Origin of the sequence: Tabrizicola sp. TH137 (genome assembly GCF_002855575.1) — a bacterium.
Lineage (GTDB): Bacteria > Pseudomonadota > Alphaproteobacteria > Rhodobacterales > Rhodobacteraceae > Paragemmobacter.
Map to the genome: position 1 here is coordinate 1 of NZ_PKRQ01000023.1, position 11,473 is coordinate 11,473.

The following is an 11,473-nucleotide window of genomic DNA, read 5'->3' on the forward strand; positions in this document are numbered from 1 at the left end:
GGGCAACCTGATGGTCGACACGTCAACACAATGACACGGAGTCAATCGTAGCATGGGTCAGGCCATCAGGCTGCGATACCATACTCACAGTCGTAGCTGTCGCCGACGCTGCCGACTGAAGGCTCGATACCTGCTTAGGCCAGTCGCTCGGTGTATTTGATAGACAGATACTGGCTGCCCCTGTCGTTGTGGTGGACCAGTCCCATGCCCTTTCAGGGACGGCGTTCATGCACTGCCTGCTCGAGAGCATCGAGAACGAACCCCGCAAGGGCCGAATTGCTGACGCGCCAGCCCACGATGCGGCGGGCATAGGCGTCGATGACGAAGGCGACATAGACGAAACCTCTCCAGGTGGCGACATAGGTAAAATCGCTGACCCATAGCATGTTCGGTGCAGGCACACGGAACTGGCGGTTCACCTTGCATGCCAGCGCGACCCATGCTGACCCTCGTTATCGAAGACCAGCCGCACCGCGCGTTCACGCACTTCGGGGGAAAACTTGTTCGTCGTCTTGCTCATGATGCTCCATCCTACTCAGGAGTTGGAGTCTCCGGCAAACCCGGTGCGGTTCATCCCTCTTTCGCGAATAAGGCGTTCGCCATAGTGCTTGAACCAGTGGCGCACCATGCCTTACCTAGTTTCAGAACCGCATTCTCCCGCCGTAGCCACCTCAACTCGATATGGACATCGACGGGTACCTCACTCCGCTCGCAGACATCACGCTCATCTCTCAGCCACAGCGTCGGCGTCGACAGTCCAATGCTCAGATCCTCCGCGATCTTCCGTCGCGTCCGGACGCTGGTCAGTGCCAGCCGCACAGCTTCACGCCATAATTCCAGCGTCGGGCTGTTCCCGGCTCCTATAGAACATCTCCTGGTTCCTCTGTTGGTGCTCTCCACTTTTCCGGACAAATCCAGTCGCATTCATGCGAGGCGATAACGTCATCCCATTCCGCAAAAAAACTGACGCCCTGTGGGGTCAGAACACCGCTTACTGCTTAAATCACATCAGAAACTGTCCAACAGTTAGAGAGTAACTCACCCTTCAGACCAATTGTCATGGGCAGAAAAGCATCATCTTTCATGTCGAAAAGGCACTGAGCTCTGTTACTAGCCACTTGCGAAACGCCGCAACAACGGCCCGACGCCGAGTGCCTTCCGGCTCCACGAACCAATAGGACAGCCCTGATTTGAACCTTCCCGGCAAAGGCGCGACAAGACGCCCGGAAGAAATAGCGTCTGTCGCGAGCGTCTCCCATGCTAGAAGTACGCCCTGCCCCGCAATAGCCGCGTCAAGCCCGATGGAGGAATCCGAAAACAACGGGCCGTCCCCGAGCACGTTCTTCGACATATTGTTGGGACGAAGCCAAGTGTCCCAATCGAACATTGAACGCGTGTCACGGATGATAGGGACGTGAGCGAGGTCCGCTGGCTGCCTAATGCACCTTGCGAGTTCAGGGGCACAAACAGGAAAGACGCGATGTTCGATAAGCTGCGTAGCACGCACGCCCGGCCACTCTCCACGTCCTACCCGAATACACGCATCGATACCTGCCATGGCTGGATCTACGATCTCTACCGTCGCTTCGACCTGAACCCGGGCTCCGGGGAAAGCCTCAGAGAAGCGATGCAGCCGCCACACCAACCAGCGACCTGCAAAGACTGGCGCGACAGAGATCGAAATCACGTTATCGTCGCGCTCGTGGATCAAGGCGAGGCCACGCCGGATCTCTTGGAAACCAAGCGAAAGGTGTACAGCTATTCGCTCGCCCAACTCGGTAGGAACGATGCCGCGAGACCGCCTCTCAAAAAGCTTTCGTCCCAGACGCGCTTCCAGCTTGTTGATCTGCTGACTGATTGCGCCCGGAGTCACGTTCAGTTCATCCGCCGCAGCCCGCATGCTGCCTAACCGAGCGACCGCTTCTGCAACTTGAAGTGCGGAGAGGTGTTCCAACATCACTTGATAGCTCAGTTTTACTAAACAGTCCGTTAGGCATGAGCGATACCCCAAGCGCCTCCAAAGTGCTAGTGTGATTTGCAAGAATGTGGCGTAAACTTAGGAATATCCGCATGAATATGATCCAAACAAGGAGCCTCCTATCATGGGGCAGGAGTAGAGGCCGAGCGCTATTGCCACTCCTCCACCCACGCACGTTTAGTAGGATGCCTAAAGGGTCTGGGCATGATTTTCCCGGACCGGACTGGGCAGACGATCCCTTGAGCCATCCGGACATCTTTCGAATGACGGAGCGCGAACGAGCGGATCTACCCTTTGATCCGCCAACTCTCACGCGTTGATCGAGTACAGGAACGACATCAAGACCCTTTTATTCAATGCTACTGTCCACTCCGCATAGTCAGCGGCGATCCGATCATCGGCCACTTCCGATCAGGGATGGTCAGGCTTAGAGGGTCGGGGTTGAACTTCGCCACAAAGGCCGTCACCTTTGGCAGGCAGGTCGCCGGCAATCCTCTGCACTGTGAAGGCACACCGGGTCGCAGTATTGAACGAGACAGGAGAGCGGGGTTTTGAGTTGGGACACGCGCGGAACGCGAAGTAAGGCTGACCTCGGGTCTGTTTAAAGAGCAGGCTTTCGACCGTACCTACTACTAACTCGGTTTTTTTGCCGTCGAGCAGACGATAGTGACTACGCGGTTTTCTGAGGCATGTGTTTTTTTCATTCCGCAAACAACAGGTGTCCGCTGGGAAAACAAGGGAGATCTTAATGTCAGAAACAATAGCTCTAGCCGGTATTCTCGGGGCACTGCTGGTAGGCGCCGTTAGCCCGGGTCCGAGCTTTGTCTTAGTGTCGAGAGTCGCTGCAAAGTCCTCAAGGCTCGACGGCATGGCGGCCGCGGTTGGTATGGGGATTGGAGGTGCGTTGTTCTCGACGCTCGCACTTCTAGGCCTCGTCACTCTATTGCTTCAGGTCGAGTGGTTATACATGGCACTACGTATCTTAGGCGGCGTCTATCTAGTTTATCTTGGCATAGGTATCTGGCGCGGCGCTTCGGAACCTCTAGCATGCGCCGATAATCATCGAGCTCGGCCGAGTTCAGCTTTTCGGTCATTGGCACTTGGTTTTGTGACGCAGGTCAGTAATCCCAAGACCGCCATCGTGTACGCAAGTATCTTCGCTGCGTTCTTACCAGCCTCAGCACCCGCTTGGCTGTACTTGACGCTCCCGCCTCTAGTCTTTTTTCTCGAAACTTCATGGTATGCAGTTGTTGCCTTGGCGTTTTCGGCCCAAGGTCCGCGCTCGGCCTATCTTCGAGCGAAGAGATGGTTTGACCGCGCTGCCGGAGTGGTTATGGGTGCGCTTGGCGCTCGGCTCGTTTCGGAAACCGTTTTGTTCCGAAATTGACAGCCGCGTAGAAGCGGCCCCATTGATACACAAGAAGACCCTGCAATAGTCTGAAGGTCACCAGCCTTGAGCTCACACTTAAACATAGGGCAAAACCACGACATTGTGTAAGCGGTATCCCGATCACACCGTGACGGCGGTATTCCACGGCAGCAGATGAGCGATCTGACTCTGCCGGTGGCATTGGCGATGTTCTCTTCCCCCCTCTACTCATCCACCTGAAACCAGAGCCGATGGTTCAAACCGGCGCGGTTGCGCGCTGAAAGCAATGTGAACTGGCCCCCGTTTCGACCGGACACTTGGGCATAACCATGTAGGCTTAGGCATATGCCTGAGCACGTGCTTATGTCTGAGATCGAGATCATCACCGATGGCGGCCGTCGGCGCCGCTGGACCGCCGCTGAGAAGCTGCGGATCGTGGAGGAGACGCTGGACGAGCGTGCCAGCATCTCGATCGTTGCGCGCCGCAATGGTGTGGCGCCGAACCTGTTGTATCGTTGGCGCCGGCTCATGCTCGAAGGGGGAAGTGTCGCGGTGTCCGAAGACGATGACGTCACCAGCAACAAGGTTGTCCGCCAGATGGAGGACCGCATCCGCGAGCTTGAACGCCAGCTTGGGCGCAAGACGCTGGAAGCCGAGATCCTGCGGGAGGCGCTGGACAAGTCACGGTCAAAAAAACCGACCTTGCTCGCGCGGTCGCCGCTGAAGAACGATTTCCGGTGAAGGTCGTGGCCGAAACCCTGGGCGTGGCCCGCTCGAACCTGATCGACCGGCTGAAGGGCAGGACGAAGCCGCGTCGGCGCTACCACAAAGCGCAAGACGCGGCGGTGGTGCCGTTGATCACGGCGCTCGTGTCGGCGCGCGCGACCTATGGCTACCGGCGGATCACGGCGATCCTGAACCGCCAGCTGCGCGCGCAGGGCATGGCACCGGTCAACCATAAGCGGGTCTACCGGATCATGCAGGCCCACAACCTGCTGCTGGCGCGCCGGTACACGGAGCGCCCCGAGCATGTTCACGACGGCAAGGTGATCGTCATGCGCTCTAACCTGCGCTGGTGCAGCGATGGGTTCGAGTTCACCTGCTGGAACGGAGACATCGCCCGCGGCGCCTTCATCATCGACGCCCATGACCGCGAGATCATCGCCTGGCGGGCGGTGGTCAACGCCGGGATCAGTGGCTCCGACATCCGCGACATCATGCTCGAGGCGGTGGAACGCCGCTTCGGCGCATACCGTGCGCCCTCGGTCATCGAGATGCTGTCCGACAACGGCCCGCCCAACATCGCGAAGGACACCCAGTTCTTCGCCCGCCAGCTCGGCCTGAAGCCCTGCTTCACGCCGGTGCAGAGCCCACAGAGCAACGGCATCTCGGAGGCCTTCGTGAAGACGCTGAAGCGCGACTACGTCCAGATCACGCCGCTGCCGGATGCCAAAACCGTTCTCGGATTGATCGGAGGCTGGATCGAGGACTACAACAAAAACCACCCACACTCAGGGCTGAAAATGCGCTCGCCACGCGAGTTCATCGCAGCTCAAACAGCAACCGCCTGAGTGTCCGGTAAAATGGGGGCAAGACCACAATGGGCGAGCGGCGGAGCATTTCCGTTTCGAGAAGCCAGTCGCCCATTGTGGTGAGCTCGACAGTATAGGCTGCGGGTATTAGGTAGCCGAGCGCGGAGTGCGGCCTGGTTGCGTTGTAATCAGCGACCCAGCGCGGGGTGGCAGATCGGGCGTGGTCGAGGCCAAAAAACAGCGTCTCATTCAAGTGTTCATCCCGCATCTTGGAATTGAAGGCTTCGCAGTTTCCGTTCTGCATTGGCTTTCCCGGCGCGATGAAGTGTCAAGGCACCCATGCTTCCTCGCTCCAGGCCAGCATCGCATTGGAAGTGAACTCCGTGCCGTGGTAGCTGACGATGAGTCCAGGCTTGCCGTGCCGCTCAATCAACGTTTTGAGTTCCCTTGCAACGTGGCAGCCTGAGATGGCGGTATCTACCACCGCAGCCAGGCACTCCTTCGTTACATCGTCGATGAAGTTGAAGATGCAGAAGCGTTGACCATACGCGAACTGGTCATGGATGAAATCGACCGACCAGCCTGCATTTAGCATGACCACGCTCAGAGCGGGTTCGCGTGCGCCACCGGCCTTCTTGCGGCCCTTCCACTTTCGCATGAACAGGCCTTCCTCAAGGTAGATCCGTTGCGTCTTCTTGTGGTTCACCGAATGGCCTTCTCGCCGCAGCAAGACATGCGGCCGCCGATAGCCGAAGAGGCGCCGTTCGCCTGCCAGCGTCCACAGGCGCCCGCGCAAATGGATATCGTTTGGTCGGCACCTGCGATACCGGATGCCAGTTCGGTCCGGTCCGACAACGGAAGGCGCCGACAACGACGAGGAGCAACAGAAGCATGCCAATGCCTTGGACCTATCGCCACGCCAGCCGCGAATTCCGGGCTTTCCTCGACGATGTAAAAGAGCTCATGTCCCTAGAATCCGACAACATGGCTTATACTGCCGTAGATGCGGTGTTTCAGGTGTTCAGACGTCGCCTTACGGCCCAGCAGGGTCTGGATTTTGCGAGTGTATTGCCAAGCATCCCGCGCGCGATCTTCGTAAAGGACTGGATTGTCGAGAATCCTCCAACGCCATTCACGGACCGCACGACGATGACAGCGGAGGCCAAGAAGGTCAGGGTCCACCACAACCTTACGCCCGACAACGCGATCGAAGCCACTGCGTGGGCGCTCCGTAGAAGCCTTGATCAACGCGATCTCGATCGGGTCCTCGAACGCATAGGCCCTGATGCGCAGAGCTTCTGGCATGTGGAGGTCACTAACCCTGATGAGCTGGCCCAAAGGATCGTGTGATACTGTGGGAAGCATTGAGACACGGTAGTGGGTCGTCGGCACCACATCGACAGCACGCCCGTCCGAGCCGGCCTCAAGGAATGGCCCGAGAGATGGGATACCCTCAGCTTGAACACCGCCCGAGGGCTTTGTCGGCTTTATGCTGTGTGACCTCGAACGCCGACTTGCCGAGCATGGCGGCAATGCGGTCAATGACGCGCAGAACGTCTGGCGGCGCGCGGTCGTCCTCGTGGTTACACGACGCTCCTGATCGCGGGTCTGGCGCATATGCCGGCGGCCGACGCGGGCGTTGTGATTGGCACGCTGCCAGCTGTATCGGCGCTCTTTGCTGTGGCGATACTGGGTGAACGGCCTCATCCGCGCCTGCTGCTTTCCGTCGTACTCGCGACCGCCGGTGTGTTGGCGGTCGCTTGGTCTGGTGCTGGCGAGCGATCCTGGCTTGGGGTAGTTCTCGTCCTGGGGGCCGTCCTTTGCGAAAGCGCCTTCATCCTGCTCAACAAACGCATGGCGGTGCCGCTTGCGCCGCTCTTGCAAACCACGGCAATGACGGGCCTTGGCCTCGTCATTTCGGCGCCTTTCGCGCTGCTTGACGTTGGGAGCGCGGACTGGACTTTTCCGGCGCTTGCGGCGGTCACATGGTATGCTCTCGTTCCGACAGTCGGGGGTTTCCTGCTTTGGTATGCGGGCGCGGCCCGTGTGAGCGGCGCAGAGGCAGCCACCTTCACAGCTGTCGCGCCGCTGACAGCGGTGACAGGCGCGGCGCTTTTGCTGGGCGAGCCGGTCGGCCCCGCCCAAATCGCCGGGATGCTGGCTGTGATCGTTGCAATCGCGCTCCTGTCCCTTCCCCATCGCAAAAGCCCGGTTTCTCCATGACCTCGATCATCCGCCACGATCCCGCCCTGTACGCCAATTTTCCCACCCTCGCGACCGCTGCACTGGTGGTGGAGGGGGTGGACCGTCTTACGGCCCCAGACCTTGATGGCGTCCCCCATCTCGACGTGGCGCGCGCAAGGCTCGTAGATACGACAGAGGGCGCCTTGCCAGAGATCCGTGCGTGGCGCGCGGCTTTCACGGCAACGGGTCTGAAGCCCACTCAGTATCGCTGCGCGTCGGAGTCGCTCCTCCGTCGGTTGCGGACGCAGGGCGACATGCCTGCGCTGCACCCCCTGGTCGATTTCGGCAATGCGGTCTCAGCTGCGTTCGCCCTCCCGCTCGCCATTTTCGACCTTGATCGCGTCGCCCTTCCGTTGATCGTCACGCGCGCCGCCGGCGACGAACGCTACGTCACCTTCGCCGGAGAAGAGGAACACCCCGAACCGGGCGAGATCATTTTCCGCGACGCCGAAGGTTGGGCCCATGCCCGGCGCTGGACACACCGTCAGAGCGGCCGATCCGCCGTGCGTTCTTGGACAAGGCGCGCCTTGATGGTGACCGAGGCCCTGCACGACAACGCTGCGCTGGATGTGGAGAAGGTCGCGGTGACACTGACCGAGGCTCTTCGGGCCGCCGGTGCCCAGGTTGACCGCATAGCGACCGTAGACTGAGATCGAAGGCCGCTTTAGGCGACGGGTTGAAGTGCCAGCGCGATGTCGGCCTCGGCCGCGAGGAGGTTGGCGATGATCTCCAGGGCCTGGCGTAGATCACGCTCGGGCAACGTCCCAAGGCAGAGCCGTAGGCCCGCCATCAGGGAGTCCAGATCGGCCATGAAGGCCTCGGGCGGCGCAAGCGTGATGTTGAGCCGGGCAGCAGCCAGGACAACGTCGCGCGCCTTTGCGGTCGGCATCGGCAGCCAGACATGCAGTCCGGCATGATCTTGCGGGGCCATGTGGCGACCGAGCAGGCTGCGTGCGATCTCGGTCCGGCGCTTCGCTTCGACCCGTACGGATTGCGCGACGGATTTCGTCAGACCCTCTGCAAGCGCCTGCGCCATCAGCAGCGCAGACACCGGATTAGCCATGCTTTGTGTCGCCTGCATCCAGGCCATGCAGGCCTCGACGCGGTCAACCGGCGCCACAAGGTAGCCGACCCGGAGGCCGGGGGCGAGGGACTTGGACAGGCTGCCGATGTGCAGGACGCGTTCGGGCGCGAGTTGGACCAGCGTAGGCAAGTCCGGCGGGGTGAACACGGAATAGACATCGTCCTCGATCAGGACAATGTCGTGCTCGCGCGCGATTGCGACGATCTCCTCCCGCCGCGCGGCGCTCATGGTGGCACCGGTGGGGTTTTGTAGCGACGGCATGACATAAAGAGCACGCGGCGCGGGGCTTTGCGACAGTGCACGGCGCAGCGCCTCGGGTGTTACGCCCTCGTCGTCCATCTCGACCGGGACGAGTGTGCGGCCCATCGTTCGCGCGGCGCGAAGCGCACCGGGATAGCTCAGTTCCTCGATCGCCAAAGGCCCCTTTGGAAGTGTTGCCAGGGCGATGAAGATACCGTGTTGGGCGCCGTTGGTGATGATGAGGTTGGCCGGATCCACGGCGAAATCACGCCCCTCCGAGATGGCTCGCGCCAACATGGCCCGGTGCTCGGGGCGACCTGCCGGGGGGGCATAGCTGTTGAACTGGTCGGCTTCCACGGCCCCTGCGACGCGTGACATGAGGTTCGACAGCATGGTCGTCGTGAGGATCGAGGGCGGAAGGTTCACGCTCAGGTCGATGCGCGCCGTGCGGGTCGGCGCGGTGTTTGCCACGAACATTCCACGTCCGCGTTCCGATCGCGCAAGGCCACGCCGCTGCAGCAGATCATAGGCGCGCGTGACCGTGCCCACGCTGACGTCAAGTTCACCAGCAAGAGTTCTGTGCGCGGGCAAGGGCGTCCCCGCGGCGAGTTCGCCGGTCACAATCGCGGTGGCGATACTTTCGGTCAGCCGCTCGTGCAGCCGGCCTGGCCCATCCGGTATGCTTGGTAGCCAATTCGACCTGCGGCGCATGGCGTCTCCAAAAGTGTCGCGTTACACATGAAGGGTTGCGTCCGCTCAATCAAGAAAAATCTGCCGTAGGTCGGTCGTGCTGGGATGCCAGATATGCTGCAGTCATTAAGGGGGCGGAGCTGATCGCTTCACCAGTTGAGCTATGCGGTTCACATATATCTGCGGGTCGTGCCCAAGTTCGAAACAGACAGAAACATGGCCGCCTGCGATCGGAAGAACGAGTTGCTGGAAGTTCCCGTATCCAACCACGATGTGCGACAACCCTCCGCAATCGATCTCGCCGCGCTGCGTGGCGAGCTTGAGAAGGGTGGGATTGACCAAAAGCTCCTCGTAACGATCGCTCTCGGAGGCGGAGGCGCCTTCGACATCAGGCCGTTGGCGGGTCGTCAATGCTCCGTCCCGCAACACTGCCACATAGCGGATCGCGGACAAAACGGCGAAGACTTGGTCAAGCATCTGATCCATTTCTGATGCCTCACGACGTACCAAGTTGCAGGCGATCTGGCGCACCGTAGGCGGTGACGAGAGCGTCGCTGAGCGTTCGGATCGCCTTGCCTGCTCGGGCACCCAAGACGAGACCAAGCGTTACATCAGTGAGCGCTGGCAAACCGTCCCGAATAATGGCGATCCCGTCTTGCCCCGAGACAACGGAACGGGGCAGCGGAGATACGCCAAGTCCGATGCGTGCGGCCGCCAACTGGCCCGCCGTAGATGGGCTGGTGCAGACGATCTTGTACGGAATGCCCGCGGCCTCGAGGGCTCGAATTGCCTTGGCGCGCCATTGGCAGCCTTCCGACGAGACAGCCAAGGGAAGCGGACGCGGGGGAGGGCTGCCATCGCTTCGGCCGACCCAGACCATCGGTTCCGGGTGCAGTCGCAAGGCCGTGTCTGGCAGGCGCGGTCCGCCATCGGCGAGAAGCGCGAGGTCGAGCTTCTGCGCTTCGAGGGCGGCCAGCAACTCCGAGGAATAGGCAACGGTCAGTTCCACCTCGATGCCGGGAAACCGCGCAGCGCATTGGCGGAGAACGTCCGGCACGCGCGTGAGGCCGATATCCTCCGTAATCCCCAGCCGCACATGCCCGCTGACCATCTCTCGGTCGAACTTTTTCCCGACCTCGTCGACGAGCGCGAGAAAGCGTCGACCGACCTGCGCGAGTTCTGCGCCCTCTGCTGTCGGCACCACACCCTGACGCGACCGCAGGAAAAGGGGCCGCCCCACCTGATCCTCTAGCCGGCGCAACTGCTTGCTGACGGCGGACGGGCTCAGCGCAAGCGCCTCCGCGGCAGCACGTACCGAATTCAATTCGGCTAGCGCAACAATTACACGCATCGTGTCGGACCGAAGGATGTTCCGAATGGAAGCCGACGTCTCAATGTATCCCATAGGTGCACACCTACCTGATCTTGTATCCATTCAGGATGCACGAGGAACCTGCTACGTCAAGCGCGGAGGTCACAATGAAAGACACTTTCGCTCATGCGTCTCTCGACGGGCTGGTCTTGAGCCAGGCCGCAATGAATGCCGCACATTTTCTCGCGCTTCCGGTCTTGGCACTGCATCTCGCGGCCATCCCTGCCGTTGGGCCGAGCGTCGCTGGACTCGCGCTTGGATTGTTCCTCGCGATTGCACGGATCGGGCCCTTGGTAACCGGCCCGCTTGCCGACCGTGTAGGTGCATGGGGTGCAATACGGGTCGGTCTTGCGCTTCGCGCGACCGGCTTGGCCGTCGTTCCCTTTGTCGATAGCACTAGTAAAGCTTACCTAGTGGCTCTCTTGCTTGGCGTTGGCGTCGCCCTCCATGAACCCGCAGTCTATGGCGCGCTAGGCACCGCCGATACGGACAAGCGGGATAGACTTCTGCTCCGGCACGTGCAGGCCCTGAACCTCGGATGTGTGATAGGCCCCGGACTAGCGCTCCTTGCAGGCTTGTCGACCTCCACGAGTTTCCATATCGCCGCCGCCGCCACTGCAGGTGTGACCGTGTGGGCATGCATGCAACGCCCACACCTCACACCTCGGACCCATCAGCTCACACGGGGATCAGTCTTCACATTCGATCGGCCATATGTGCTCTTCGCCATGTCACTCATTCCGTTCTGGACCCTCTTCGCTCAGCTGTTCTCCGCCTTGCCCATTCTCATTGCGGATGCGGGCGGTTCGGACAGCTGGGCCCAAACTGTGATCTTGATTAATGGACTCGTAGGTTTTGCAGTGGTGCTGTTGATTTCCACTGAGAGCTGACCCGGGTTTTCCATCGAGAAGTGACCCACCTTTGATTATGGATTTTGTGTCATGCTTGGGTCAATGCACGGTTT

General features: G+C 60.5%; 12 protein-coding genes and 1 pseudogene. 6 read left to right on the forward strand and 7 right to left on the reverse strand.

The genetic code is table 11. The features are described 5' to 3' along the window. Positions 1 to 137 precede the first annotated feature (137 nt). Together C0V75_RS22240 and C0V75_RS24245 are read right to left on the reverse strand one after the other, a co-directional pair. A pseudogene (locus C0V75_RS22240) lies at positions 138 to 422 on the reverse strand (DDE-type integrase/transposase/recombinase); the annotation flags it as partial. Between the two features lie 659 nt (positions 423 to 1,081). Next, the gene (locus C0V75_RS24245; RefSeq protein ID WP_101923169.1) at positions 1,082 to 1,957 is read right to left on the reverse strand and encodes a LysR substrate-binding domain-containing protein; all 876 of its coding nucleotides are present in this window, start codon (positions 1,955 to 1,957) and stop codon (positions 1,082 to 1,084) included. A 769-nt stretch (positions 1,958 to 2,726) separates the two neighbouring features. Here C0V75_RS24245 and C0V75_RS24250 point away from each other — a divergent pair. Further along, complete coding sequence (locus C0V75_RS24250) at positions 2,727 to 3,365, forward strand: LysE family translocator (RefSeq protein WP_101923171.1); 639 nt, start codon at positions 2,727 to 2,729, stop codon at positions 3,363 to 3,365. A gap of 327 nt (positions 3,366 to 3,692) precedes the next feature. Then, positions 3,693 to 4,918, forward strand: a protein-coding gene (locus C0V75_RS22265; RefSeq protein ID WP_101923172.1) for an IS3 family transposase whose coding sequence is annotated in 2 segments (ribosomal slippage) — positions 3,693 to 4,035 and positions 4,035 to 4,918 — 1,227 coding nt in all. Because the reading frame shifts where the segments join, the coding sequence is not laid out codon by codon here. Here C0V75_RS22265 and C0V75_RS24255 read toward each other — a convergent pair. Beyond that, on the reverse strand, positions 4,890 to 5,201 hold the full coding sequence (locus C0V75_RS24255) for a transposase (protein ID WP_371410720.1): 312 nt from the start codon (positions 5,199 to 5,201) through the stop codon (positions 4,890 to 4,892). The two genes, C0V75_RS22265 and C0V75_RS24255, sit on opposite strands and share 29 nt — an antisense overlap. 6 nt (positions 5,202 to 5,207) lie before the next feature. Beyond that, complete coding sequence (locus C0V75_RS24260; RefSeq protein WP_143710504.1) at positions 5,208 to 5,675, reverse strand: DDE-type integrase/transposase/recombinase; 468 nt, start codon at positions 5,673 to 5,675, stop codon at positions 5,208 to 5,210. A 101-nt stretch (positions 5,676 to 5,776) separates the two neighbouring features. Between C0V75_RS24260 and C0V75_RS22280 the strand changes: the two genes are divergently transcribed. The 3 genes from C0V75_RS22280 to C0V75_RS22290 all read left to right on the forward strand — a co-directional run bounded on the left by C0V75_RS22280 (position 5,777) and on the right by C0V75_RS22290 (position 7,773). Next, complete coding sequence (locus C0V75_RS22280) at positions 5,777 to 6,229, forward strand: DUF2267 domain-containing protein (RefSeq protein ID WP_254216583.1); 453 nt, start codon at positions 5,777 to 5,779, stop codon at positions 6,227 to 6,229. Between the two features lie 267 nt (positions 6,230 to 6,496). Next, complete coding sequence (locus C0V75_RS22285; protein WP_101923175.1) at positions 6,497 to 7,102, forward strand: DMT family transporter; 606 nt, start codon at positions 6,497 to 6,499, stop codon at positions 7,100 to 7,102. Then, positions 7,099 to 7,773 carry a B3/4 domain-containing protein gene (locus C0V75_RS22290; RefSeq protein WP_101923176.1) on the forward strand — a complete coding sequence of 225 codons (675 nt, stop codon included), beginning with the start codon at positions 7,099 to 7,101 and terminating at the stop codon, positions 7,771 to 7,773. The genes C0V75_RS22285 and C0V75_RS22290 overlap by 4 nt, the downstream gene beginning before the upstream one ends. Before the next feature lie 14 nt (positions 7,774 to 7,787). Here C0V75_RS22290 and C0V75_RS22295 read toward each other — a convergent pair whose 3' ends face one another. From C0V75_RS22295 to C0V75_RS22305, 3 genes are all read right to left on the reverse strand, one after another. Then, a complete protein-coding gene (locus C0V75_RS22295) occupies positions 7,788 to 9,158 on the reverse strand; it encodes a PLP-dependent aminotransferase family protein (RefSeq protein ID WP_101923177.1) in 1,371 nt (456 codons plus the stop codon). Positions 9,159 to 9,263: 105 nt separating this feature from the next. Further along, on the reverse strand, positions 9,264 to 9,623 hold the full coding sequence (locus C0V75_RS22300; RefSeq protein WP_101923178.1) for a hypothetical protein: 360 nt from the start codon (positions 9,621 to 9,623) through the stop codon (positions 9,264 to 9,266). Between the two features lie 10 nt (positions 9,624 to 9,633). Beyond that, a complete protein-coding gene (locus C0V75_RS22305; protein ID WP_158241932.1) occupies positions 9,634 to 10,542 on the reverse strand; it encodes a LysR family transcriptional regulator in 909 nt (302 codons plus the stop codon). A gap of 74 nt (positions 10,543 to 10,616) precedes the next feature. Here C0V75_RS22305 and C0V75_RS22310 point away from each other — a divergent pair, with 74 nt between their 5' ends. Beyond that, entirely contained in the window at positions 10,617 to 11,399 is a 783-nt protein-coding gene (locus C0V75_RS22310; RefSeq protein WP_101923180.1) for an MFS transporter, read from the forward strand. Positions 11,400 to 11,473: the final 74 nt, after the last annotated feature.